At 70.2% G+C, this 25,778-nt stretch carries 18 protein-coding genes; 10 read left to right on the top strand and 8 right to left on the bottom strand.

Annotated elements, in window-relative coordinates; translation table 11 throughout:
• Positions 1–27: 27 nt before the first annotated feature.
• On the top strand, positions 28–1,089 hold the full coding sequence (locus FNH24_RS09775; RefSeq protein ID WP_152361994.1) for a phosphotransferase family protein: 1,062 nt from the start codon (positions 28–30) through the stop codon (positions 1,087–1,089).
• A gap of 171 nt (positions 1,090–1,260) precedes the next feature.
• Here the strand turns inward: FNH24_RS09775 and FNH24_RS09780 are convergent, their stop codons facing one another.
• Entirely contained in the window at positions 1,261–5,118 is a 3,858-nt protein-coding gene (locus tag FNH24_RS09780) for a DNA-directed RNA polymerase subunit beta' (RefSeq protein WP_152361995.1), read from the bottom strand.
• A 103-nt stretch (positions 5,119–5,221) separates the two neighbouring features.
• Positions 5,222–8,704, bottom strand: coding sequence for a DNA-directed RNA polymerase subunit beta (gene rpoB, locus FNH24_RS09785; protein WP_152361996.1), 3,483 nt, complete (start codon positions 8,702–8,704; stop codon positions 5,222–5,224).
• Between the two features lie 451 nt (positions 8,705–9,155).
• Between rpoB and FNH24_RS09790 the strand changes: the two genes are divergently transcribed.
• The 4 genes from FNH24_RS09790 (at position 9,156) to FNH24_RS09805 (ending at position 16,165) form a co-directional block, all read left to right on the top strand.
• A complete protein-coding gene (locus FNH24_RS09790; RefSeq protein ID WP_152361997.1) occupies positions 9,156–9,635 on the top strand; it encodes an anthrone oxygenase family protein in 480 nt (159 codons plus the stop codon).
• A gap of 101 nt (positions 9,636–9,736) precedes the next feature.
• Positions 9,737–14,440: an ATP-binding cassette domain-containing protein gene (locus FNH24_RS32430; protein ID WP_152361998.1), complete on the top strand. Its 4,704-nt coding sequence runs from the start codon at positions 9,737–9,739 to the stop codon at positions 14,438–14,440.
• Positions 14,437–15,492: a prenyltransferase/squalene oxidase repeat-containing protein gene (locus tag FNH24_RS09800; protein WP_152361999.1), complete on the top strand. Its 1,056-nt coding sequence runs from the start codon at positions 14,437–14,439 to the stop codon at positions 15,490–15,492. Before FNH24_RS32430 ends, FNH24_RS09800 begins: the two co-directional genes overlap by 4 nt.
• A gap of 13 nt (positions 15,493–15,505) precedes the next feature.
• On the top strand, positions 15,506–16,165 hold the full coding sequence (locus tag FNH24_RS09805) for an alpha/beta hydrolase (protein WP_152362000.1): 660 nt from the start codon (positions 15,506–15,508) through the stop codon (positions 16,163–16,165).
• On the opposite strand, the gene FNH24_RS09810 is transcribed toward FNH24_RS09805, so the two are convergent.
• Positions 16,166–16,507: a nuclear transport factor 2 family protein gene (locus tag FNH24_RS09810; protein ID WP_152362001.1), complete on the bottom strand. Its 342-nt coding sequence runs from the start codon at positions 16,505–16,507 to the stop codon at positions 16,166–16,168.
• Between the two features lie 49 nt (positions 16,508–16,556).
• Between FNH24_RS09810 and FNH24_RS09815 the strand changes: the two genes are divergently transcribed.
• Together FNH24_RS09815 and FNH24_RS09820 are read left to right on the top strand one after the other, a co-directional pair.
• Positions 16,557–17,366, top strand: coding sequence for a helix-turn-helix domain-containing protein (locus tag FNH24_RS09815; protein ID WP_152362002.1), 810 nt, complete (start codon positions 16,557–16,559; stop codon positions 17,364–17,366).
• Positions 17,357–17,698: an MmcQ/YjbR family DNA-binding protein gene (locus tag FNH24_RS09820; RefSeq protein WP_152362003.1), complete on the top strand. Its 342-nt coding sequence runs from the start codon at positions 17,357–17,359 to the stop codon at positions 17,696–17,698. The genes FNH24_RS09815 and FNH24_RS09820 overlap by 10 nt, the downstream gene beginning before the upstream one ends.
• 8 nt (positions 17,699–17,706) lie before the next feature.
• On the opposite strand, the gene FNH24_RS09825 is transcribed toward FNH24_RS09820, so the two are convergent.
• The 4 genes from FNH24_RS09825 to FNH24_RS09840 all read right to left on the bottom strand — a co-directional run bounded on the left by FNH24_RS09825 (position 17,707) and on the right by FNH24_RS09840 (position 21,809).
• Positions 17,707–18,240 (bottom strand): RNA polymerase sigma factor, encoded by a 534-nt coding sequence (locus tag FNH24_RS09825; RefSeq protein WP_152362004.1) that lies wholly within the window; start codon positions 18,238–18,240, stop codon positions 17,707–17,709.
• Positions 18,237–18,947, bottom strand: coding sequence for a hypothetical protein (locus FNH24_RS09830; protein WP_152362005.1), 711 nt, complete (start codon positions 18,945–18,947; stop codon positions 18,237–18,239). The genes FNH24_RS09825 and FNH24_RS09830 overlap by 4 nt, the downstream gene beginning before the upstream one ends.
• 95 nt (positions 18,948–19,042) lie before the next feature.
• The gene (locus FNH24_RS09835) at positions 19,043–19,657 is read right to left on the bottom strand and encodes a pentapeptide repeat-containing protein (RefSeq protein ID WP_161606071.1); all 615 of its coding nucleotides are present in this window, start codon (positions 19,655–19,657) and stop codon (positions 19,043–19,045) included.
• Between the two features lie 28 nt (positions 19,658–19,685).
• Positions 19,686–21,809: a PrsW family intramembrane metalloprotease gene (locus FNH24_RS09840; RefSeq protein WP_161606072.1), complete on the bottom strand. Its 2,124-nt coding sequence runs from the start codon at positions 21,807–21,809 to the stop codon at positions 19,686–19,688.
• Between the two features lie 94 nt (positions 21,810–21,903).
• Here FNH24_RS09840 and FNH24_RS09845 point away from each other — a divergent pair, with 94 nt between their 5' ends.
• Genes FNH24_RS09845 through FNH24_RS09855 form a run of 3 tightly spaced genes read left to right on the top strand, consistent with a single transcriptional unit; the run spans position 21,904 to position 24,826 of the window.
• Entirely contained in the window at positions 21,904–22,536 is a 633-nt protein-coding gene (locus FNH24_RS09845) for a SigE family RNA polymerase sigma factor (protein ID WP_152362008.1), read from the top strand.
• A complete protein-coding gene (locus FNH24_RS09850) occupies positions 22,533–23,693 on the top strand; it encodes a hypothetical protein (RefSeq protein ID WP_152362009.1) in 1,161 nt (386 codons plus the stop codon). Before FNH24_RS09845 ends, FNH24_RS09850 begins: the two co-directional genes overlap by 4 nt.
• Positions 23,694–23,746: 53 nt before the next feature.
• Positions 23,747–24,826 (top strand): hypothetical protein, encoded by a 1,080-nt coding sequence (locus FNH24_RS09855; protein ID WP_152362010.1) that lies wholly within the window; start codon positions 23,747–23,749, stop codon positions 24,824–24,826.
• 91 nt (positions 24,827–24,917) lie between these two features.
• On the opposite strand, the gene FNH24_RS09860 is transcribed toward FNH24_RS09855, so the two are convergent.
• A complete protein-coding gene (locus FNH24_RS09860) occupies positions 24,918–25,778 on the bottom strand; it encodes an amidohydrolase family protein (protein ID WP_152362011.1) in 861 nt (286 codons plus the stop codon).

Below are 25,778 nucleotides of genomic sequence, written 5' to 3' on the forward strand. Positions count from 1 at the left end.
TGATGTGAATGAGGGTTCATTCATATCATGACCGCGGAGTTGTCAGAACTGAGTTGTGCCCTGGGGCAACTCAGTTCTGACAAGTCGGTGGGCGTGGGTGCGAAACTCCGTCGCGCCGAGTCGGTGGGTGCGATGGAATGGGGAGATGATCGTTGTCGCGGGGCGGGTGCGATGATCCTGCGCCGGCCCCGCACCGAGCAGCCGCACTACGGCCGGCATCTGGGCGACGTCGGCTATTGGGGCCGCTACGTGCTCGAGATCCTGGACCGCGCGGGCCTGTCCCGGGCCAAGATCGAATCGCCCTTCGTCGGCACCTTCCCGACCTTCCTGGTCGGTGACCTGGTGGTGAAACTCTTCGGCGACACCTTCGACGGCGGTGACGCCTTCGCCGCCGAGCTGGCGATGGGCGAGCTGTTGGCCGGGGTGCCCGAGGTGCCGGTGCCGGCAGTGCTGGCGAGCGGTCGGCTGTTCGGCGACGCGGACGGCTGGAGCTGGCCGTACCTGATCATGGAACGGCTCACCGACGCCCGGGCCGTACGGGAGGTGCCGACCGGCCGCTCGTTGCGGCGGGCGGCCGAACAACTCGGCCCGGCCCTGGCCCGGCTGCACACCTGGCCGGCGCCGGCGACGATCGCGGCCCGGGATCCGCTGCCCGCGCTCCGCGCAGCGGCGCCCGACCGGCTCCGCCGTTTCGGCCTGCCGCACCAGCTGGTCGACCAGGTGCCGGACTTCCTCGCCGACGCCCCGGCGGACCGGGTGCTGGTGCACGCCGACGTGACCGCCGACCACGTCTTCGTCGACGACGCCGGCCTGGTCGGGATCATCGACTGGGCCGACGCGATCACGGCCGACCCCTGGTACGAGCTGGTCGCGCTCCGCTTCGATGCGCTCCGCGGCGACCCCGAACTGTTCACGACCCTGCTCGACAGCTACGGCTGGCCGCGACCCCCGAACTTCCCGACCCGCGCGCTGCAGGGCGTGCTCGAGTTCCAGTTCGACGCGATCTCGACGATCGCCGGCCTGGTCGACCTGTCCCGGATCCGGACCCTCCCCGAACTGGCCGACCGCCTCTACTCCCCCTTCTGCTGACCCACCTCCCAACCCCGACTTGTCAGAACTAGGGGACGCCAGAGCATGCCCTAGTTCTGACAAGTCGGGGTTGTTGGGGTGGGTGGCGGAGATGACGAACACCCCTCCCGGGAACGGGGCCGGGAGGGGTGTTCGGTGCTTCGGTGTTCGGTCGAGCCGGTGTTCAGGTGGTCAGCGGTAGTCGCTGCCCAGGTCGTAGTCCTCGAGCGGGACCGCGGCACCGGAACCGGAGCCGAAGTCGTAGTCGAAGGGGTCGTACCCGACCATCGAGTACGCCTGTGCCTTCGCCTCCTCGGTCGGCTCGACCCGGATGTTGCGGTACCGGTCCAGGCCGGTGCCGGCCGGGATCAGCTTGCCCAGGATCACGTTCTCCTTCAGGCCGACCAGCGAATCCGACTTGCCGTGGATCGCCGCGTCGGTGAGCACCTTGGTGGTCTCCTGGAAGGAGGCCGCCGACAGCCACGACTCGGTCGCCAGCGACGCCTTGGTGATGCCCATCAGCACCGGACGACCGGAGGCCGGGGTGCCGCCCTCGGCGACGACCTTGCGGTTCTCCGCCTCGTAGCGCAGCCGGTCCACCAGGTCACCGGTGAGCAGCTTCGAGTCGCCGGACTCGATCACCGTCACCCGGCGCAGCATCTGCCGGATGATGACCTCGATGTGCTTGTCGTGGATCGGCGCGCCCTGGGTCCGGTAGACCGACTGCACCTCGTCCACCAGGTGCTCCTGCACCTTGCGGACACCGAGGATGCGGAGCACGTCCTGCGGATCGGCCGTACCGGCGGTGAGTTGCTGCCCGACCGTGACCCGGTCGCCGTCCTCGACCAGCAGCCGAGCGCGGCGGATCACCGTGTACTCGGTCGGCTCGGAGCCGTCGTCCGGCGTGACCACGAGCTTCTTGGACCGATCGCTGTCCACGACCTCGACCCGGCCGGCGGCCTCGGCGATCGGCGCCTTGCCCTTCGGGACCCGGGCCTCGAACAGCTCCTGGACTCGCGGCAGACCCTGCGTGATGTCGTCACCGGCCACACCACCGGTGTGGAAGGTACGCATCGTCAGCTGGGTGCCGGGCTCACCGATCGACTGCGCGGCGACGATACCGACGGCCTCGCCGACATCGACCAGCTTGCCGGCGGCGAGCGAACGGCCGTAGCACATGGCGCAGGTGCCGCTGACCGCCTCACAGGTGAGCACGCTGCGCACCCGTACGGTGGTCGCGCCGTCCTCGACCAGCTTGGCGATGTTGATGTCGCCCAGATCGGCTCCGGCCGCCAGCAACACGTCACCCTTGTCGTTGGTGACATCGGTGGCCAGGGTCCGGGCGTAGGCCGCCGACTCGACATGCTCGTCGAGGACCAGCTTGCCGTCGACCTCTCGGGCGATGATCTTGGTCAGGCCGCGCTCGGTGCCGCAATCCTCCTCGCGGATGATCACATCCTGGCTGACGTCCACCAGACGACGGGTCAGGTAGCCCGAGTCGGCGGTACGCAGAGCGGTATCGGCCTGGCCCTTCCGGCCACCGTGGGTGGAGATGAAGTACTCCAGCACGGACAGGCCTTCGCGGAAGTTCGCCTTGATCGGGCGCGGGATGATCTCGCCCTTCGGGTTCACCACCAGGCCTCGCATGGCCGCGATCTGGCGCATCTGCACCATGTTTCCGCGGGCACCCGAGTCGACCATCATGAAGATCGGGTTCGTCTTGGTGAAGTTCTTCTCCATCGCGACGCCGACCTTGCTCAGCGCGTCGGTCCAGATCTCGATCAGTTCCTGACGCCGCTCGTCCTCGGTGATCAGGCCGCGGTCGTACTGCTTGTCGATCTTGGAGGCGCGCTCCTCATAGCCGGCCAGGATCTGCGGCTTGTCCGGCGGGGTCTCCACGTCGCCGATGGACACGGTGACACCGGACCGGGTGGCCCAGTGGAAACCGAGATCCTTCAACGCGTCCAGACAGCCGGCCACCTCGACCTTCGGGTAGCGCTCGGCCAGATCGTTGACGATGTGGCCCAGCTGCTTCTTGCCCACCTCGTAGTTGCAGAAGGGGTAGTCCGCCGGCAGCGCCTCGTTGAACAGGGCGCGTCCGAGGGTGGTCTGCAGCAGGATCGTGCCGTCCTCGCGCAGCTCCTGCCCTTCCGGCGCGGCGATCCCGGACAGCCGGAGCTTGATCGGGGCCTGCACGTTCAGCTCGCCCCGGTCGTAGGCCATCAGGCCCTCCGGGATCGAGGAGAAGATGCGGCCCGCACCGGCGGTCTCTTCCCGCTCCGTGGTCAGGAAGTACATGCCGATGATCATGTCCTGGGTCGGCATGGTGACGGGGCGACCGTCGGCCGGCTTCAGGATGTTGTTCGTCGACAGCATCAGGATCCGGGCCTCGGCCTGCGCCTCGGCGCCCAGCGGCAGGTGCACCGCCATCTGGTCACCGTCGAAGTCGGCGTTGAACGCCGTACAGACCAACGGGTGGATCTGGATGGCCTTGCCCTCGATCAGCTGCGGCTCGAACGCCTGGATGCCCAGCCGGTGCAGGGTCGGTGCGCGGTTCAGCAACACCGGGTGCTCGGCGATGACCTCTTCCAGGACGTCCCAGACGACCGGCCGCTGCCGCTCCACCATCCGCTTCGCGGACTTGATGTTCTGGGCGTGGTTGAGATCGTCCAGCCGCTTCATCACGAACGGCTTGAACAGCTCCAGCGCCATCGCCTTCGGCAGACCGCACTGGTGCAGCTTGAGCTGCGGGCCGACCACGATCACGGAACGACCGGAGTAGTCGACGCGCTTGCCGAGCAGGTTCTGACGGAACCGGCCCTGCTTGCCCTTGAGCATGTCGGAGATCGACTTCAGCGGCCGGTTGCCCGGGCCGGTGACCGGACGACCGCGACGGCCGTTGTCGAACAGCGAGTCGACGGCCTCCTGCAGCATCCGCTTCTCGTTGTTGACGATGATCTCCGGCGCACCAAGATCAAGAAGGCGCTTCAGCCGGTTGTTCCGGTTGATCACCCGGCGGTACAGGTCGTTCAGATCCGACGTGGCGAACCGGCCACCGTCGAGCTGGACCATCGGCCGCAGTTCAGGCGGGATCACCGGGACGCAGTCGAGCACCATGCCGACCGGGCTGTTCTTCGTGCTCAGGAACGCCGAGACGACCTTCAGCCGCTTCAGCGCGCGGGTCTTGCGCTGGCCGCGGCCGTTCTGGATCGTGTCCTTCAGGTTCAGCGCTTCCTGGTGCAGGTCGAAGGTCTCGAGCCGCTTCTTGATCGCGTCCGCGCCCATCGAGCCGGCGAAGTACTTGCCGAACCGGGTCTTCATCTCCCGGTAGAGCACCTCGTCGCCCTCGAGATCCTGCACCTTGAGGTTCTTGAACCGGTCCCAGACCGCGTCCAGCCGGTCCAGCTCACGCTGAGCCCGGTCACGCAGCTGCTTGACCTCGCGCTCGGCGCCCTCGCGGACCTTGCGCTTCGCGTCGGCCTTGGCACCCTCGGCCTCGAGCGCGCCCATGTCCTCTTCGAGCTTGCGCATCCGGTTCTCGATGTCGGAGTCGCGCCGGCCTTCGAGCTGCTTGCGCTCGACGTCGATCTTGGCCTCGAGCGAGGACAGATCGCGATGGCGGCCGTCGACGTCGACCTCGGTGATCATGTACGCGGCGAAGTAGATGACCTTCTCCAGGTCCTTCGGCGCGATGTCGAGCAGGTACCCCAGCCGGGACGGGACGCCCTTGAAGTACCAGATGTGGGTGACCGGGGCGGCCAGTTCGATGTGGCCCATCCGATCCCGCCGGACGTTGGACCGGGTCACCTCGACGCCGCAGCGCTCACAGATGATGCCCTTGAACCGGACCCGCTTGTACTTGCCGCAGTAGCACTCCCAGTCCCGGGTGGGACCGAAGATCTTCTCGCAGAACAGACCGTCACGCTCGGGCTTGAGCGTGCGGTAGTTGATGGTCTCCGGCTTCTTGACCTCGCCATGGGACCAGGTGCGAATGTCGTCGGCGGTGGCCAGGCCGATCCGGATCTCATCGAAGAAGTTCACGTCGAGCACGTTTTATCTCTTCTCTTCTTTAGCTCGTATTGCTTCGCGTTGGTTCAGGTGTGATGACCGACGGGTCGATGCCGGGCCCACTCGGTGGGCCCGGCACGGACCGTCAGACCTCTTCGACTCCGCCGAGGGACTCGTTCGGGCGCCGCGAAAGATCGATGCCGAACTCGTCGCTGGCGCGGTAGTTGTCCTCGTCCGAATCCCTCAGCTCGACCGTGCTGCCGTCGCTCGACAGCACCTCGACGTTCAGGCAGAGCGACTTCATCTCCTTGACCAGCACCTTGAACGACTCGGGGATGCCCGGCTCGGGGATGTTCTCGCCCTTGACGATGGCTTCGTACACCTTGACCCGGCCCGGCACGTCGTCGGACTTGATCGTCAACAGCTCCTGCAGAGCCCAGGCGGCGCCGTACGCCTCGAGTGCCCAGACCTCCATCTCGCCGAACCGCTGGCCACCGAACTGCGCCTTACCACCGAGCGGCTGCTGGGTGATCATCGAGTACGGGCCGGTCGAGCGGGCGTGCAGCTTGTCGTCGACCATGTGGGTCAGCTTCAGGATGTACATGTAGCCGACCCCGACCGGGGCCGGGTACGGCTCGCCGGTGCGGCCGTCGAACAGGTTGGCCTTGCCGTCGCCGTTCACGACCCGGATCCCGTCCCGGTTGGGCAGCGTGTTGCTGAGCAGCCCGGTGATCTCCTCCTCGGTCGCGCCGTCGAAGACCGGCGTGGCCAGCCGCGAATTCGGCTCGACCCGCTCCAGCCCGACCTCGCGCAGCCGGTCGGCCCACTCGCCCTTGGCCTCGGAGATGTCCCAGCCGCTCTTGGCGATCCAGCCGAGATGGGTCTCCAGCACCTGGCCGATGTTCATCCGGCTCGGCACGCCGAGCGGGTTGAGCACAATGTCGACGGGGGTGCCGTCCTCCATGAACGGCATGTCCTCGACCGGCAGGATCTTGGAGATGACGCCCTTGTTGCCGTGCCGGCCACAGAGCTTGTCACCGTCGGAGATCTTGCGCTTCTGGGCCACGTAGACCCGGACCAGCTGGTTGACGCCCGGCGACAGCTCGTCGTCGGAATCCCGGTCGAAGACCCGGACGCCGATCACGGTGCCGGACTCGCCGTGCGGCACCCGCATCGAGGTGTCGCGGACCTCGCGCGCCTTCTCACCGAAGATCGCACGGAGCAGCCGCTCCTCCGGGGTCAGCTCGGTCTCGCCCTTCGGGGTGACCTTGCCGACCAGCACATCGCCGGCGCCGACCTCGGCACCGATCCGGATGATGCCCCGCTCGTCCAGGTCGGCCAGCTGATCTTCGCTGACGTTCGGGATGTCGCGGGTGATCTCCTCCGCACCCAGCTTGGTGTCCCGGGCGTCGACCTCGTGCTCCTCGATGTGGATCGAGGTGAGGACGTCGTCCTGGACCAGCCGCTGGCTGAGGATGATCGCGTCCTCGTAGTTGTGGCCCTCCCACGGCATGAACGCGACCAGCAGGTTCTTGCCGAGCGCCATCTCACCGGCGTCGGTGCACGGGCCGTCGGCGAGCGGATCGCCCTTCTCGACCCGGTCGCCGGCCCTGACCAGCGGCCGCTGGTTGATGCTGCTGCCCTGGTTGGAGCGGCGGAACTTCGACAGCCGGTACGTCTTGTAGGTGCCGTCGTCGTGCGCGATGTCGATCAGGTCGGCGGTCACCGAGGTGACGGCGCCGGCCTGGACGGCGGTGGTGACGTCCCCGGCGTCGACCGCGGCCCGGTATTCCATGCCGGTGCCGACCACCGGCGCCTCGGAACGGACCAACGGAACGGCCTGCCGCTGCATGTTCGAGCCCATCAGCGCGCGGGACGCGTCGTCGTGCTCGAGGAACGGGATCATGGCGGTCGCCACCGACACCATCTGGCGCGGCGAGACGTCCATGTAGTCGACCTCGTCGGCGTTCACCTCGTCGGTGTCGCCGTGCCGCTTGCGCACCAGCACCCGCTGCTCGGCGAACTTGCCGTCCGCCGTCAGCTTGGCGTTGGCCTGCGCGACCACGAACCGGTCCTCTTCGTCCGCGGTCAGGTAGTCGATCTGGTCGGTGACCTTGCCCTTGACGATCTTGCGGTACGGCGTCTCGACGAAGCCGAACGAGTTCACCCGGGCGAAGCTCGCCAGCGAGCCGATCAGGCCGATGTTCGGGCCTTCCGGCGTCTCGATCGGGCACATCCGGCCGTAGTGCGAGGTGTGCACGTCGCGGACGTCCATCTGGGCGCGGTCGCGGGAGATACCACCCGGGCCGAGCGCGTTCAGGCGCCGCTTGTGGGTCAGACCGGCGATCGGGTTGATCTGGTCCATGAACTGGGACAGCTGCGAGGTGCCGAAGAACTCCTTCAGCGCCGCGGTCACCGGCCGGATGTTGATCAAGGTCTGCGGCGTGATCGCCTCGACGTCCTGGGTCGTCATCCGGTCCCGGACCACGCGCTCCATCCGGCCGAGGCCGGTGCGCAGCTGGTTCTGGATCAGCTCGCCGACGGTACGCAGCCGCCGGTTGCCGAAGTGGTCGATGTCGTCGGCCTCGACCACAAGATCACCGCGCGGGCTGTCCAGGGTCTCCTTGCCCTCGTGCAGCGCGACGATGAAGCGGATCGCGGCGACGATGTCGTCGACCTTCAGCACCTGGGCGTCGAACGGCTCTTCCAGCCCGAGCTTCTTGTTGATCTTGTAACGACCGACCTTGGCCAGGTCGTACCGCTTCGGGTTGAAGTAGTAGTTCTCCAACAGGGCCTGGGCGGCCTCGCGCGTCGGCGGTTCGCCCGGACGCAGCTTGCGGTAGATGTCGAGCAGGGCCTCGTCCTGGGTGGAAGTGTGATCCTTCTCCAGGGTGAGCCGCATCGACTCGTACTCGCCGAACTCCTCGAGGATCTGTGCGTCGGTCCAGCCGAGCGCCTTGAGCAGCACGGTGACGTTCTGCTTGCGCTTGCGGTCCAACCGGACGCCGACCAGGTCCCGCTTGTCGATCTCGAACTCGAGCCAGGCGCCGCGGGACGGGATCATCTTGCAGGTGTAGATGTCCTTGTCCGACGTCTTGTCGGCGGTCGTCTCGAAGTAGACGCCCGGGGACCGGACCAGCTGGGACACGACGACCCGCTCGGTGCCGTTGATGATGAAGGTGCCCTTGTCGGTCATCAGCGGGAAGTCGCCGATGAAGACCGTCTGGCTCTTGATCTCGCCGGTCTCGTTGTTCATGAACTCCGCGGTCACGAACAGCGGCGCGGCGTAGGTGACGTCGCGATCCTTGCACTCCTCCACCGTGTTCTTCGGCGGCTCGAACCGATGGTCGCGGAACGACAGCGACATGGTCTGGGAGAAGTCTTCGATCGGGGAGATCTCCTCGAAGATCTCCTCCAGCCCCGACTTGGTGTTGACGTCGGTGCGGCCCTCCGCGAGTGCGGCCTCGACCCGCGCCCGCCAGACCTCGTTGCCGATCAACCAGTCGAAGGACTCGATCTGCACGTCGAGCAGATTCGGAACCTCCATGGGTTCGGCGATCTTGGCGAAAGAAATACGACCGGTGTTGGATACGACGTGGTTCTTCTGGGCAGTGCGCGAGGCGGCCAAGAGAGGGGTCCTTCCGAAGGGCTCGCGGGGTGTATCAGTGCTATTCAGTTGAGATCGAACGGGTCGAACAAGTTCAAACTGGGGACAACTGTGACCTCCGCGCACGCAAAAGGGCCCGTGTCAAACCAACGGGTCGTCGAGTATGCGGAGGGCAAGAAAACAGCGTAACCGCTCGGACGCGAAATGTAAAGACCTGTGGGCAGCACTGACCAGCGCGGTCAAATCGAGCGCGTTCCCACAGCATACCTCGGTTCGGCCCGCAGAGGCCTCGAACCGCCGGTAAACGCTTACGAACCACAGTCGCGTACGGCCCACGACGACCGTGCCCCTCTCCGCCACGGGCGAGCGAGACGCTCAGACATGGAATCGGGCGCCGGGCACATGGTTCGTCTCACGACTTCGCGATGGAATTGTCCCCAGAAGCACGGAAACCACCGCCTCAGGAGGGGTCATGGACACGGTCCAACTCATCGCACTCGTTTCGGCCACGATCACCACCGGCCTCATCGCCGGGCTGTTCTACGGCTATCACGTCGCGGTGGTGACCGCGCTGCGCCAGGTCGACGACCGGACCTATGTGCACTTCACGCAGCAGGTCAACATCAACATCCTGAACGGCGGCTTCCTCCTTCCCTACCTGGGATGTGTGGCGCTCAGCGGGGTGGCCGCGGCAGTCCTGCTCGGCGGTCAGGGCTCGGTGCTGTTGCCGACCGCACTCGGGTTCGGGTTCAACCTGGCGGCGATCATCGTCACCGGTGCCGGCAACATGCCCCTCAACCGGATGCTGGACCGGTCCGATCTCGATCAGGCCGGCCGGACGCGGGCGCGGTTCGAGAAGCCCTGGAACCGGTACAACGCGCTGCGCAGTTGGCTGCACACGCTCGGCTTCGGTTGCCTCTGCTGGGCGCTGATCGCCTTCGGTGCCCGGTAGGCAGTGTCGGAACGCCTAGATAGGTTGAGTTTCCCGGCGGGCCAGGGCGCCGGGAAACGGCAAGCTGGGCAGGGCGACACGAGGTTGGGCCGGGATCAACGATGAGCGAACTGAGGGTTCTCGGCGCTGCCGAGCACAACCTGCGGGACCTCGACGTGACGCTCGGGCCGGGGCTGACCGCCGTCGTCGGCGTCTCGGGGTCGGGCAAGTCGTCGCTCGCGTTCGATGTCGTCTATGCCGAGGCGCGGCGGCGGTTCGTCGAGTCGCTCGGCCTCGGCCGGGCCGTGGCGCGGATGCCGGCCGCTCGGGTGCGCGGGATCGAGGGGCTGGGGCCGGCGGTCGCGATCGAACAGAACGTGCTCAACGTCAATCCGGCGTCGACGGTCGCCACGTCGGTCGGCCTGCACCCGTTCCTGCGCATCCTGTACGCCCGCTTCGCCGCGGTCGGCTGCCCCGATTGCGGGGTGCCGGTGCGGGCCGTGTCGCGGGAGGAGCGGCTGGCGATCGCCGTCGAGCTGCTCGCCGGCACGGACGGGCTGACAGTCGACGTGGCCGTGGTGCGCGGTCTGACCCGAAGCCACGCTCGGCTGCTGGCGAGCCTGCGCGGCCGGTTCGACGGAGTCACGATCGACGGCCGGCCATGGTCGGCGACCGCGTCCGGCCGGGTGCCGAAGCTGGATCCGGAGGTGCCGCACGACATCGTGGTCCGGGTCGCCACCCTGCCGCCGGGCGCGTCGGCGGCAGAGATCCGGGCCACCCTGGAGCGGGCCGACGCGCTCGGCTCGCCGGAGGTCCGGTTGGGCGGGACGCCGGTGCTGCGGGAGCCGATCTGTCCGAGCTGCTCCGCGTGGGTACGGCCGCTGCAGCCGTCGGCCTTCCGGGACGGCGACGACCCGGCCACCGCCTCGCATCGGATCGCCGGTCTCACCCTGACCGAGTTGCTGGCCCGCTCGGTCGGTGAAGTGCTCGAGTTCGTCGAGGGACTGGGGCTCGGCCGCCCCGCGGCGCGGGTCCGGGACGAGTTGTTGCGGCGGCTGCGGCCGCTGGTCACGCTGGGCCTGGGCCATCTCGCGCTGGACCGGTCGATGCCGACGCTGTCCCGCGGCGAGGCGCAGCGGACCCGGCTCGCGGTCGTGCTCGGCGGCCGGCTGGAGGATCTGCTGCACGTCCTCGACGAGCCGACCATCGGGCTGCACCACAGCGATCTCGCCGCCCTGCTCGAGGCGCTGGCGTCGTTGCCGGGCCCGGTGCTGATGGTCGAACACGACCGCACCGCGATCGCCCTGGCCGACGACGTGGTCGAGATCGGCCCGGCCGGCGGCCGGGGCGGCGGCGAGTTGGTCTTCCAGGGCCCGCCGGCCGCGCTGTGGCGGGCCGACACTGCCTCCGGCCGCGGTTTCTCGGCGTCGACCCGGCGCCCGCGCACGTCCCGGTCGGTCGGTGATCAACGGATCATGATCACCGGCGCCGGCCTGCGCAACCTGCGCGGCATCGACTGCGAGCTGCCCTTGGGCGCGCTGACCGTGATCACCGGACCGTCGGGGGCGGGCAAGACGACGCTGGCGCGGGACGTGCTGCTGGAGTCCCTGCGGAGCAAGGGCCCGGTGGGTTGCGCGGCGTTCGAGGCGCCGAAGGTACGAGCGATCGCCGTCGACCAGAAGCCGCTGGGCAACAACCCGCGATCCAACCCCGCGACGTACACGAAGGTGTTCGACCGGATCCGGGACGTGTTCGCCGAGCAGACCGGCCGGCCGGCGTCGGAGTTCACCTTCAACCGGCCCGAAGGGGCGTGCCCGGAGTGCGAAGGGATGGGATCGATCGCGATCAGCCTCAGCGACCTGGCACCGATCTGGGTGCCCTGCGAGTCCTGCGCGGGCCGCCGTTACCGGCCGGAGGTGCTGGCCGCGACCTGGGCCGGGCGATCGATCGCCGACGTGCTGGAGCTGAGCGTCGACGAGGCCCACGCGCTGTTCGCCGAGCAGCCACCGGTGACGCGGATCCTCGACACCCTGCGTGAGGTCGGGCTCGGTTACGTCACGCTCGGGCAGCCCTCGCCCAGCCTGTCCGGCGGTGAGGCGCAACGGATCCGGCTCACCCGGGAGGTGGCCAGGGCCAAGGCCGGAGACCTGATCCTGCTCGACGAGCCGACGACGGGCCTGCATCCGGGCGACCTGGACCGGCTGTTGACCGTGCTCGACCGGCTGACGGCAGCCGGCTGCACCGTGGTCGTGGTGGAACACCAGGCCGACGTGATCGCCGCCGCCGACTGGCGGATCGACCTTGGCCCGGGCGGTGGCCCGATGGGCGGACGGCTGCAGCATTGCGGCCGCCCCGTCCCTGACCGGGCCGTGCCGCCGCGGCCCCGGGCCAGGGCGCGACCCGGCCGCCGGTCCAGTGCCTCGATCGAGGTGCGGGGCGCCCGCGCCCACAACCTGCGCAACCTCGACGTCAGCTTCGCGAAGGGTCGATTCACCGTGGTGACCGGCGTCTCGGGCTCGGGCAAGTCGTCCCTGGTCCGCGATGTCGTCGCCGCGGAGGCCGAACGACGGTTGCTCGAATGTCTTTCGGTGTACGAGCGGCAGTCGGTCCGCGAAGGCCCGGAAGCTCCGGTCGACACGCTCGCCGGGCTGGGCCCGACGATGACCATCGACGCGACCGGCACCATCGCCGCGCCGGGTGGACCCGGGCGCTGGCAGGCCGCCCGGGCGACCGTCGGTCGGTCCAGCGACCTGGACCGGCTGATCGCCGTGGTGCTGGCCCGCGCCGGAGTGCGCACCTGTCTCGCCTGCGGCGGCGCCGAGGTCCGCCGGACGTCGGCCGCACCGGAGGCGGCCTGGGCCTGCGCGGACTGCGGCACCAGCGCCGTCCCGATCGAGCCGCGGCACGTGCTCGGGTCGCCGCTGGCGATCTGTCCACAGTGCCTGGGGCTCGGCGTCGAACGGGAGTATCACCTCGACGCTGTGGTGCGGCCCGACGCACCGCTCACCCACTGCTTCGTCGGCCCCCTGTCCTGGTTCCGGCCCGAGGTGGTCACCAGCAACCGGGTCCTGCAGGCGTTCGGCGAGAGGTACGAGTTCGACCCGGCCAGCACGCCGTGGGCCGAGTTGAGCGACGAGATCCGGCAGTTGATCATGAACGGCATCCCGGCCCGGGCTGATCATGATCGGGTGGAATCGCCGCTGTTCGTCGGGCTGAACCATTGGGCCCAGCACGATCTCGGCGGCGAGGTGACCCGGGTGTTCAGCTGCCGGGAGTGCGACGGGGCCCGGCTGCGCGCGCCGTTCCTGACGATCAAGATCGAAGGCCGCGACCGCGCCGACCTGTTCGCGGCACCGTTCGCGGAGCTCGAGGACGTGCTCAGGGCGCTGGCCGAGCCGGCCGACGAGCAGGCGGCGCAGGCCCGCACCGCCGCGCTGCAGCGGCTCGGCTTCCTGCGCAGTGTCGGGCTCGGCTACCTCGACCTGAACCGGCAGACCTGGTCGTTGTCCGCCGGCGAGGCGCAGCGGATCAAGCTCGCCTCGGTGCTCGGCGGCGGTCTGGTCGGGATGACCGTGCTGCTCGACGAGCCGAGCCGGGGTCTGCATCCGACCGAGGTCGAGGCGCTGGCCCGGACGCTGACCGAGCTGCGGGACGCCGGGAACACGGTGATCGCCGTCGAGCACGACCCGACTCTCATCCGGGCCGCCGACGACGTGATCGAGATCGGCCCCGGTCCCGGCCGGTCCGGCGGCCGGCTGATCGAGCTCGACGACCCGCGGTCGGTGACCCGGGCCGTGCTCGAGGGTCGGGCCTCGATCCCGCGCCGCGATCGCCGCCGCGAGCCGACCGGCTGGCTGCAGCTCACCGGCGCCCGCGAGCACAACCTGCGCGGCGTCGACGTACGACTGCCGCTCGGGGTCCAGGTCGGGGTGTGTGGCGTGTCCGGGTCGGGGAAATCGTCGCTCGTCGTCGACACGATCGCGCTGGCGCTGACCCGGCCCAGGACCGACTACACCGGCAGCGGGGTGATCCGGGTCGACCCCGGCAGCCACGACACCCTGGTGGGCGCGCCCGAGCGGACCGTCGTCGCCGACCAGACCCGGGCCGAGATCACCTCGCCCGGCCTGTTCCTCGGGTTGATCAACGCGGTCCGCCGATCGTTCGCCGCGAGCGAGGCGGCCCGCGAGCAGGGCCTCACGATCAAGGACCTCGGCTACGGCTGCGATGCCTGCCGCGGCAAGGGCGCCTGGCAGCAGGACATGGCGTTCCTGCCGGCGGTGACCCAGGCCTGCGAGGCGTGCGGCGGGTCCGGCTACCGGCACGAGGTCGCTGCCCTGGTCGAGCGCGACCGGACCCTGGCCGAGCTGGAGGGGCTGTCCGTCGCCGAACTGGTGGACGAGTGGGGCGACCTCCCCGCGGTGCGCCGGGCGGGCGACGTCGCGCTCCGGCTCGGGCTCGGCTATCTGATCGTCCGGCAGCCGGGCTGGAGCCTGTCCGGCGGCGAGGCGCAACGGCTCAAGCTGGCCAAGGAGCTCGCCCGGCCCGGCTCGGCCGGCAGCCTGTACGTGCTCGACGAGCCGACCGTCGGCCTGCAGGTCACCGACGTCGCCGTGCTGGCCGGCGCCCTGGACGCGGTCGTCGACGCCGGCAACACCGTCCTGGTGGTCGAGCACGATCCGCTGCTGCTGGCCGGCTGCGACTGGCTGATCGAGCTCGGGCCCGGCGCCGGACCCGACGGCGGCACGATCGTCTTCGAGGGGCCGCCGGAGGCGCTCGCCGCGGCCTCGACCGCCACCGCGCCGTTCCTGGCCGAGGCCCTCGGATGATCATGAACGAGGAAACGATCATGACCGCGCTGGTGCTCGGCGACCCGTCGCCGTCGCTGCGGCTGCGGGCCGCGGTCGAGCTCGACGGCCTGCCGCCCGACGATGAGGATGTGGTGGCCTGGCGGGCGGAGGTCGGCGCGTCCGGGCCGGTCCGCGCCCTGCTGGGCCGGCTGGCGGCCGAGGACAGCCCGCGCACCGTCGGCTATCTGCTCTGCCGGCTGGCCCAGCTCGGCTATGCCGGGCCGGAGCTCGGCGCCGCCGTCGAGGGCCTGTTCGAGCGGCAACTGCCGGACGGTTCGTGGCCGACGGCCGATGATCCCGCTGATCGGCCCGGTCGCGCCGGCCGCCGGAAGGTCGCGCCCCGGTCGGCGCAGCCGGAAGGGGCCCGGTTCATCACCGTTCGGACGGCGGTGCCGCTGCGGGGCATCGCGGCAGCCGGCTTCGGCACCGATCCGCGGGCCGAGCGCGGCTACGACTGGCTCGTCGGGGCGCGCCTGCCCGACGGATCGTGGCCGGCCGGACCCAAGGGCGACCTCGGCGGGCCCGGCCGGCCGACGGAGCCGGAACGTGAATACCGGCGGCTGACCCGCGGCGAGGGCTGCCGCTCGGCCACCACCGGCGCGGTCGCCTGCCTGGCGCTGCACCCCGAGCGCCGCCGGTCCGAGGCCGCCCGGATCGGCGTCGATCATCTGCTCGCCCGGGAGACGCGGGAGGAGACGACGCTCGGCTGGGAGCTGTCCCGGCTGATCGGCCTGGAGCGGGCCCAGGGCCAGGTCACCTTCTATGTCACCTTCGATCTCGCCTTCCTGCTCGACCTGGCGTCGCGCTGTGGCGTCTCGCCCGAGGATCGCCGGATCCGCGAGCTGGTCGGCTGGCTGGAGACCCGCCGCGGGCCGTACGGTCTCTGGGAACACCACGCCCACCCCCAGCTGTCCCGGTGGCTCAGCTTCGACCTGGCCGCCAGCCTCCGCCGGCTGGCCGACGGCGACTGGATCGGCAACGAGGAACCGAGCACCTTCACCCCCTACCGGCGCGGCCGGCGCCGCTACTGATCATGGAGAGCCGATGACATCCAGCACGGGAGAGCTCGTCACCGAGACGCTCGACTACGACGGCGGCCGGAAGGTGACGGCCTATCTGCCGGCCGAGCCGGCGGAGGTGATCATCTACGCCGGCGACGGTCAGCTGATCGGGCCCTGGGGCACCTTCCTGAACGAGGCCGACGTGCCGCCGACCATGATCATCGCCGCGCACCGGCTGGACGACGAGCTGGCCCGGCTGCACGAGTACTCCCCGGGTTTCGACGCGGACCGGTTCGGCGCGCACGAGAAGTTCTTCGTCGAGAGCCTCGGCCAGTGGACCAGGTCGCGGTTCGACGTCGCGCTGCCGGCCGAACGGACGGCCGTGTTCGGGGTCTCGGCCAGCGCCGAGCTGGCGCTGGCCATCGGGCACCGGCATCCGGACCGCTACGGCGCGATCTTCAGCGCGTCGCCCGGCGGCGGCTACCGGCCGCCCGGCGACCTGCAGGGCTCGGTGCCGCGCACCTATCTGGTGGCCGGCACCGAGGAGCCCTTCTTCCAGGAGAACGCGGCCCGCTGGGCCGACGCGCTGCGCGATGCCGGGGCGGACGTGATCATGACCGAGCGGGCCGGTGATCACGGTGATCCGTTCTGGCGCGAGGAGCTGCCGCTGATGGTGGCCTGGGCGTTCGGGACCGGGAGTTGATCAAGGACGCTTGCCGTACCCGAGCGCCTCGATGATCTTGCCGTCGCGGACCTTCATCAGGTTCACGCCCCGGTAGTTCTCGGCACCCGTGATCCGCCACCGGATGACGGCGCGGTCACCGTCGATGTCGACGTGTTCGACCTCGAACCGGATCGATGGCTCGGTGGCCAGGCCCTGCCAGCCGGCGAGGCATTCGTCGTAGCCGGTCCAGACGTTGCCGTCGGGCTCCGGGCCGGTGCCCTCCATCACGCAGTCGGCGGCGATGAGGTCGACGAGCTTCTCCGGGGCGCGCTCGAGGAAGGCGGCGTTGTACTGGTCGATGATGGCTGCTGTATCGGTCATGATCGAATCGTCATGCCCCGGCGGGGATGGCGGCAATGCCCTCCAGGGAATGGCATCGGCTGCCCCGGTCGGCGATGATCATTTCGTGAAGACCACCAGGTTTCCGGGCGAGCTGCGGCGCTGGCGTACCGCGCGCCGGCTGAGCCAACTCGAGCTGGCGGAGCGGGCCGGCACCACCCAGCGCTATCTGAGCTTCATCGAGCAGGGCCGGTCCCAGCCCGGCCGTGACGTGGTGATGCGACTGTCCGAGGCGATCGACCTCACGCTGCGCGAGCGCAACGAACTGCTGGTCGCCGCCGGCTTCGCGCCGGCCTATCCGGAATCGGCGCTGGACGACGAGACCCTCCGGTCGGTCCGCCAGGCGCTCGACACCATCCTCGACGGCCACCTGCCGTATCCGGCGATGGTGGTCCGGCCGCACGGCATCCTGGTCACCGCCAACCGGGCCTTCGAGGTGTTCCACGAGGACGTCGACCCGGCGCTGCTGGCGCCGCCGGTCAACGTGTTCCGGCTCGCCCTGCACCCGGACGGCCTCGCGCCGCGGGTGCGCAATCTGCCGGAGTGGGGCCGGCACATCACCGAGAATCTGCGGGCCCAGCTCGGCCGCAGCCCGAGCCCGGGGTTGCGGGCGCTGCTGGACGAACTGGAGGGCTATCTGCCGCCGCTGCAGCCGCAGGCCGAGGTGCTCGGCTTCGCCATGCCGCTCGAGCTGGGCTCGGCCGACGGCGATCTCCGGTTGATCACCACCCTGACCTCGTTCGCCACCGCCGCCGACGTCACCCTCGCCGAGCTGCATCTGGAGGCCTTCCTGCCGGCCGACGACCACACCGCGGAAGTGCTGGTCCGGCGATGGGGGTGACCATCGACGACGCGCGCGCGATCGAGCGGGAGCTGCCCCGTTCGTACGAGGCGCTGGTCCGCGACGCGGTGCGGTTCCGGGTCGGCCAGATCGTCTGGGCCTCGTTCAACCGGGACGAAACGATCATGGGCTTCGCCTTCCCCAAGGAGGAACGGGACGCCCTGGTCGCCGCCGAGCCGGACAAATTCATCATGCCCAAGGCTTCCGAGCTGCGCTTCCGCTGGGTCTACGTCCGGCTGGCCGCGATCGACCCCGACGAGCTGCGCGAGCTGCTGATCGAGGCCTGGCGGATGGTCGTGCCGAAGAAGGTGGCCGCGGCCTACGAGGGATGAACCGCCGGTCAGGTGGCGGACGGCACGACCCGGTTGGGTGTCGTCAGGCCGGGCGGCGGCTCCAGGTGCGGTTGGAGTCGCTCGCGGGTGCGTTTGAGGCGGACTCGTACGGTCGCGGCGGGCATCCCCAGCAGCAGTCCGATCTCACGGGAGGTCAGCCCCTCCCAGGCGCTGAGCGTGATGATCTCGGCGTCGGTCCGGTCGAGCCGGCGAAGCGCGCGGACGAGGTCCAGCCGGAGCTCGGCCACCGACTCCGGCCGGGACCGCTCGACCGACAACAGCGCCTCGGCGAGGTGGCCGATCAGCTCGTTGCGGCGGGTGCGCCGGCGCCGGTGTTGGGCGAGCAGGTTACGGGCGATGCCGAACAGCCACGGCCGCCGTTCCTCCTCCGGCGGCAGCGCGCGCCGCTGGGTCCAGACGATCGTCATCACCTCGGCCAGCAGGTCGGCGGCATCCTCGGGCGAAGCCGCGCGCCGGAGCAGATAGCCGAGCAGCGGCTGGGCGAGCCGGGCGTACAGGTCGTCGAACTCGGTCTCGGTCATCGGTCGGTCTTCTCGATGCCGGCGCAGCTGTTCCGGTTCCAGTCGCCGATGTGCTCGAAGCGTCCCGATTCGATGTCCGACGCCAGCATCCGCCCGTACTCGGCGGCGTTGCTCTCCTCCGGTGAGAACAGTTCGTCCTGCCGGTCGGCCAACACCCGGAGCGCCTGCCCGGCGGCCCGTTGGGTCGCCCGATCATCGCGTTCCCGGGCCTCGGCTGCGGTCAGGGTCCAGCTGCATTCCGACCAGAAGATGACCCAGCCGCGGAAGCCGCGGGCGGCCATCTGGGCCTCCTGACCGGCCGCGATCTCGACCAGCGGCTCGATGGTGTAGCCGGGGGCCATTCCGTACTCCCGGGCGTAGGCGCGGAGTTCCGCGGCGGCCTCGGGGGAGTTGATCCGCCAGTATTCGTCCGCGGCGGTCTCGGGCTCGCCGGGCGCGACGTCGAAGCGACCGGTGCGCAGGCTGATCCAGTCCGCCGCGGCCGGAGTCGCCAAGGCGATGGTCGGCACCGCGATCACGCCGGCGATGATGGCGGTCAACCGCTGCCGCAGCCGCCGCCGGCGGCGCCGCACCGGGAGTTCGGCGAACCGGCCCGCCTTGACCGATTCCCGCATCCCGGCGAGCGCCGACCGGACCTGCGGTGCGTCGAGATCCTCGTCCCGCCACGCCGTCGCCCGGCGCAGCGTCCGCTCGATGTCGTCGCTCATGATCGGGTGTTCCTCCTCGGGTACGAACTCGTCGGACACCCGGTACATGGCGTGGGCCGCCGCAACTGTTTCACCGCGAGGTGTTCGGCGGCGGATCAGCGGAACAGACCGACCTCGCCGGCGCCGCTCCGGCGCAGCCAGTCCAGCACCTCGGCCCCGGTCAGCTCACGGATCCCGTTCGCGTCCTCCAGCCGGGCCGGCGCGTCGATGATCGTGCCGGTGGCCCCGGTCGCGTCGGTGGTGGACAGCAGGGCTCCGGTCAGGTCGGTCCGGTTCAGTTCGACAGCTCGCAGCGTGACCTCGCGCAGGTCGGAGCGGACCAGCGACGTCCGGACGAGGCGGCCACCCGCCAGCGAGGCGGCCCGGAGAGTCGCTCCGGTCAGGTCGGCGCGGATCAAGTTGGCTCCCTCGAAGGAGGCTCCCACGGCCGACGCCGTGCGCAGGTCGGCCTTGGCCAGGCCGGCCGATCCCAGGTCTGCACCGTCGAGCACCGCGCCGTACAGATCCGCCATGGCGAGCAGTGACCCGGTCAAGCGACAGTCCGCCAGGACGGCTCCGGTCAGCACCGCCTCGGCGAGATCGAGGCCGGAGAGGTCCGACCCGGTCAGGTCCACGTCCAGGAGGGTCAGCCGACGGCCTTCCTGCCCGCGGGTGTCCATCCAGACCTGATGCTCCGCAATACGCTCCCGCAGGTCCGCCGGCTCGGTCATGCCATCACCTCTCCCGGATCGTGCGGACTCATGGCCACCACAGGATCCTTCCCTTCCAATCCGGCACCTTCGCGATCGCCTCGGCCAATTCCTCCGCCGCATCGTCGGTCAGGAAGTCCCGCCGCAGGATGACGTTCTCACGATCGCGGATCGAGCTGGTGATGCTGTCCAGCGCGTCCTTCAGGTCGTAGCGGCCGCGGCGGCCCGGGACGCTGGAATGGAACTCCTTGACGTCCCACCGCTGCCCGTTGCGATCGATGAAATCGGCGAATCCGTCCGGGTCACGACGGATCCCGCGCAATCGGCCCGCGTCTTCCAGCCCCAGCGCGGCTTCGGCCTCTCGCCAGGTCTGGTCCTTGACCTTGCCGCCGATGGCCGGGTCCTTCGCCAACTCCTCGAGCCGGCGCAGCCGGGCCGCGCTGGCACCGCCGCCGCCGGTCGAACCGGAGGCCTCGGAGAGCAGGATGCCAGCCCCGGCGAGCACGCCGGCCAGGGCGAGCCGGTTGACCGCCGCCATGGTCAGGCCAGTCACCAGCAGCCGGAAGCCGCCACCGGCGACCGCCACGACGGCGACGGGCGGATAGAGGAACAGGGCCGAGAGGGCGAGCACCAGCCCAGCCGCCAGCAGGGCGTCGCCCAAGGCATCGAGGATGTGGCCGGAGGCGAGCAGCCGGTCCGCGCCGCCGGCGCCGGTCAGCCACCGGATCAGCGCCCCGACGCCGGTGCCGATCGCGGCCGCGCCGACCAGGACCTGGCACCAGCTCCGGCCGGCCGGATCGATCCACGGTTGGTCGCGCGCGGCCAGCAGCCCGGTCACCGTCCGGATCAGCTGCCAGCCGAGGAACGCGACGCCCAGCACGGCGAGGACGCCGAGCACCGGGAAGACGTACGGCGACGCGAGCAGCTCCTGCAGCCCGGCCAGCGGCGGGATCGTCCCCAGGCCGAGATAGAGCAGCACCGGGAGCAGTAGGAGCAGCCAAAGCAGCAGCGGCCAGCCCCGCCGGAGCAACGTCCTGGCATCGAGCCGGCGCGGGTCGCCGATCAGCTGCCGGCCGAGCCCACGAGCCGCGGCCCACCAGCGCCGCCGGTCGCCGGCCTGATCGAGCTCCCGGACGGAGCGGACCACTTCGGCGGTGAGGTCGGCCGGCGGCGGCGCGCCGGCGGCGATGGCGTACCAGAGGGAGCGCCGGACCAGCAGCAGCCGGCCCAGCACCCAGGTCGACAGCGGCAACGCCAGCACGGCCGGCCGGAGCAGCGCGAGCACCCGGGAACCGGTCCGCTCCCGCTCGGTCAACAGCTCGGGATGGTCACCGCGGACCCGGCGCAGGTCGATCAGGTCGACCGTGACGACGACGATCAGGCCGACCAGGACCAGCCCGCCGAGCAACTCGTGGCCCAACCCGAACAGCCGGGCGAACCAGCCGATCGGGCCGGCCGGATTCGGATGCGCGGCCAGATAGTTGTGGGCCGCGTGGTCGACACTGACGTACACCAGCGGGATGATTCCGAGCAGCCGGAACCAGCCGCCGCCCCGACCCGCTCGTCCGCGGAGGCAGTAGCCGATCCCGGCGGCCGCCAGCGCGGTCCACGGCAGGTGCAGATTGAGCCACTCCCCCGGGCCGAGACCGAGCAGCTCGTAGCCGCCGACCGGAGCCGGCAGCCAGCTGGTCAGGAGCTTGCCGAGCCCGGGCACGGCCGGCGGATACAGGCCCATCGGCAGTGTGTAACCGTCGGCGGTGCCGACCACCGCACCGGCCCGGTGCCCGAACCGGAGCATCGCCTCGGCCAGGGTGAACCCGGCCCCGATCGCCGCGCCGAGCAGGAAGTAGTCGGTCAGGCCCCACTGCTGCCGCAGCCGGCGGACGGCCAGCGCGATCAGCACGATCGGCGCGACCTTGACGATCTCTTCGATCCACGGGTCGATGGTGTAGCCGGCGAGCCGTACGGCCTCGATCCAGCCCAGCCCGGTCACCCCGCGGAGCACGCCGACCGCGGCCAACTGCAGCAGCAGCGCCACGAAGCCGCAGGCGAAGAACCCGACGGCGACCGCCCGCAGCAGGGTCACGAACCGCACCGACCGCGTCGCCCAACCGAGCACGGCCAGTTGCAGCACGCCGTACCCCGTCGCCAGCAGCATCAGCAGGGACAGCACCAGAGGAGCGTATGCCGAGACCACGGCTTCGGACTGCGGCGAGTTTCCTCGTCTCGAAGTGCAACGAACTGCCAGGCTGTCGCGTGGACAGGTCATGCAGGCGATCAATGCGGAGGTGCCGAGGGTGGTCCGTGGACCGCGAGACACCAGCCTCGACGGGGTGTCGGACTCGGCCGACCGCACGCCCGAGTTCGCCGACTGGGTGGATCGGAGCGGGCCCGCCCTGCTCGGCTTCGCCCACATGGTGACCGGCAGCGGGCACGACGCCGCCGACGCGGTCCAGGACGCGCTGGTCGCCGTTTACCCGCGTTGGCGCCGGCTGCAGGCCGACGACTCCGAGGGTCGATCGTTCGGTGCCGACGCGTACGCCCGCCGGGTGATCGTCAACCGGACGGTCTCCTGGTGGCGCAAGTTCACCCGCCGGGAGTATCTGGTCGACGCCGCCGAACTGCCACCGGTCCGGGCGCCGGGAGTGATCGAGAGCGACCCGGCCGGCCAGGTCAGCGACTCGATCCTGGCCCGGCAACTCCTCGGCACGCTGCCGACCAAGCAACGCGCCGCGGTGGTGCTCCGGTTCTACGACGACCTGCCGTTCGCCGAGATCGCCGACATCCTGCGCTGCACCGAGAGCACCGCGCGCTCGTACGTGCATCGCGCCCTCGCCGCCCTCCGGGACCGGCTGGACGACCCCGCATCCGCCTCCGATTCCGACGAGGTGAACCGATGAACGACACCAGGCATGATCACGACGAGTCCGACGACCGCGCCGCCGCCGCGTTCCGCTCCGCGATGTCCGGCCTGCAGACCGAGGGCCGGCTCGATCCGGACGCCGCCCGCCGGACCGCGAACCGGCGCCGCACCGCGGCCGGACTGGCCGGCGGCCTGGCCCTGGTGCTGATCGTGGCCGCCGGTGCCATCGGCATCCCGACCTTCCTCCGCCCGGACAAGATCGCCCAACCGGTCGGACCCGCCAGCGGTCAGCCCACCATCGCCGTCGCGCCGAACAAGCTGCCGACCGAGGCCGCGCCGAGCGGCTGGCGGACCGAGCAGTATCGCGACGTCACCTTCCAGGCCCCGGTGGACTGGGTGTACGACTTCGAGCCCGGCACCGACTGGTGCGTGAAGAACGAGGGATCCACCGTGGTGCCGCCGCCGCGGCCCTACGTCGCGCTCGGCCAGCCGGCGGCGGTGATGGACGTGCAGTGCAACGGCCCGGTGCCGGACGACATGATCATCGACCACGTCGCCGCGGTGTCACCGTCGGACAAGAGAGCCGACGGGCGCTATCAGATCGCCGCCGGCTTCTGGGAGGTCACCCGGACGATCGGCACGGTCCAACTCCGCGCCGTGAGCAAGGACGTCGACCTGGCGCAGCGGATCGTCGACACCGGCGCGCCGACCGGCCCGAACGCCCTCTGTGCGCCGAGCAGCCCGTTGCAGAACGATCCCGCGGCGCGGCCGAAGCCGCTGGAGGACCGGTCCGACTTCCAGCGCCACGGCCGGGTCGCCCTGTGCCAGTACGACTTCGGCGCCGAGCCGTACGGCCTGCGCGCCGCCGTCGGGCTGACCGGCTGGGAGGCGCAGACCCTGGTCCGCGAGATCACCGGAAACCTGGTCGAGAACAAGACCAAGGGCTGTCAGCCCGAAGCGAAGGAGATCACCCTCGATCTGGCCGTCGTGATCCGGGTCGAGATCGACGACAAGATCACCGAGGTCTATCTCCGGGCCCGCGGCTGCCCCGACGGCGGTGACCAGGTGATCGGCGGCTTCGATCTGGGCAACAAGGTGATCGAGCTGAACGAGGACGCCTGTGACCTCGTGCTGCGGCCGCCGCTGCGGCTCGACTCCGCCAGCGACGCGGTCTATGTCGCCTGTGGACGGTGATCGACAACCATGACCATGCTGAACCACCCACCCCGATGAGTGAGGAGTTGATCATGACAACGAACCACGATTCAACGCCCGGCCCGGAGCTGCCCGGCGAGCCCGAAGATCAGCCACGCGGCGCCTCCCGCCGGAACGCGCTGTTGATCATCGGCGGCGTCGTCGTGCTGCTGTTGATCACGGCCGGCGCGATCGGGATCCCGGCCCTGCTGCGGCCGAACGGCGGCCAGGTCGCCCAACCGGCCGGCCCGCCGACCACGCTGCCGGGCGAATCGGCGCCGGACGGCTGGCGTACCGAGCAGTATCGCGATGTCGTGTTCCAGGTGCCGGCCGACTGGGGTTACGCGTACGAGCCCGGGGCGGCCTGGTGCGCCGGCTCCGACGGCAAGAACCCGCAACCGCAGCACCGCAAGCCGTATGTGGCCCTCGGCGCGCCGCAGGTGATCCCGGCGATCGCCTGCCCGGAGATGCCGGCCTCGATGATCACCGAGCACGTCGCCGCGATCCAGCCGGCGGACAAGCGCGCCGACGGCCGGTTCGAGCTCGGCAACGGGTTCTGGGAGGTCACCAACACCGTCGGCGCGGTCAAGCTCCGGGCGGTGAGCAAGGATGCCGACCTGGCCCAGCAGATCGTCGACACCGGCGCCGAGGCCGGCAAGGACGCGCTCTGCACCCCGGAGCATGCGTTGATCAAGGACCCGGCCGCCCGGCCGAAGCCGGCCGCGGACGTGACGTCGTTCGGCGCGGTCGACCGGGTCGCCCTGTGCCAGTACGAGATCGGCGAGGGCTCGAAGGGTCTCCAGGCCGCCGCGGAACTGTCCGGGGACAAGGCCCAGCGGCTGGTCGACGGGATCGCCGCCGCGCCGGTCGCCGACCCGACCGAGTGCAAGAACGATCCGAGCATGAACCCGCTCGACGTGACCGCGGTGCTCCGGGTGCAGAGCTCCGGCACCATCCGGGAGATCATCCTGCGCCAGCAGGGCTGCCCGGAGGGTGGCGACACCGTGCTCGGCGGCTTCGACGACGGCACCACCGTCCGCCAGTCCACCGCCGACACCTGCCGCGCCGTCCTCGTCGAACCCCTGCAGATCCAAGCCGGCAGCGGGTCGGTCGTCCAACGCTGCCGCGCCTAGGGTTCCGTTCCCCGAGCCCGTCGCGGTTCGTTCCCTGAGCCTGTCGAAGGGCAGGTCAGATCACCCTGCAGCGCATCGCCAACCGCTCGGATCAGCCGAGGGCGGCGAGCCGGACCGGGTCGATCCGGTAGACGTCGATCGCCGTGTCGGAGAGCAACCGGGTCCGGTCGTTGTCCCCCAGCGCGGCGAAGATCGGCTGCAGGCCCTGCCAGACCCGCTGGTAGCCGCCGGCGGTGATCGACACCGGCCAGTCGCCGCCGTACATCAGCCGGGCCGGGCCGAAGGCCTCGATGGCGTGATCGGTGAAGGGCCGGATCGAGTCGGTGGTCCAGTTCTCCGGATCGGCGCCGGGATAGAGCCCGGACAGCTTGGCGTACACGTGCGGATGCTCGGCCGCCCGGCCGATCAGACTCCGCCAGGGTTCATGATCAACCGAACCGATCGGCGGCTTGGACAGATGGTCGATCACCAGCCGCAACGACGGATGCCGCTCGGCCAGCACCGGCACGTGTTCCAGATGACGGGGCAGCACCGACACGACGTCGAAGGCCAGGCCGGCGTCGGCCAGCAGGCCGAGACTCTCGATCACCTCGGGGCGGATCAGGAAGTCCGGATCCGGCCGATCATGGATCAGGTTGCGAATGCCGACGACCATCGGGTCCGCGGCGAACCGCTCGATCCCGGCCGCGGTCCGGTCCGGATCCTCCAGCGGCAGGTAGCCGACGACCGCCAGCACCTGGGCATGATCACGAGCCGTCTCCAGCAGGTAGTCCGTGTCCTCGGCGTTGTCGGCCGCCTGCACCAGCACCACCCCGTCCACCCCGGCCGCCCGCAGCTCCGCCGCCGCGTCGTCCTGGGTGAAGGTCTTGTTGATCAACGGCAGCTCCGGCCCGAGCCAGTCGTACCGGACGCGATCCAGGTCCCAGATGTGCTGGTGAGCATCGATGATCAT

It is taken from the genome of Microlunatus speluncae (genome assembly GCF_009299835.1).
Classification (GTDB): domain Bacteria; phylum Actinomycetota; class Actinomycetes; order Propionibacteriales; family Propionibacteriaceae; genus Microlunatus; species Microlunatus speluncae.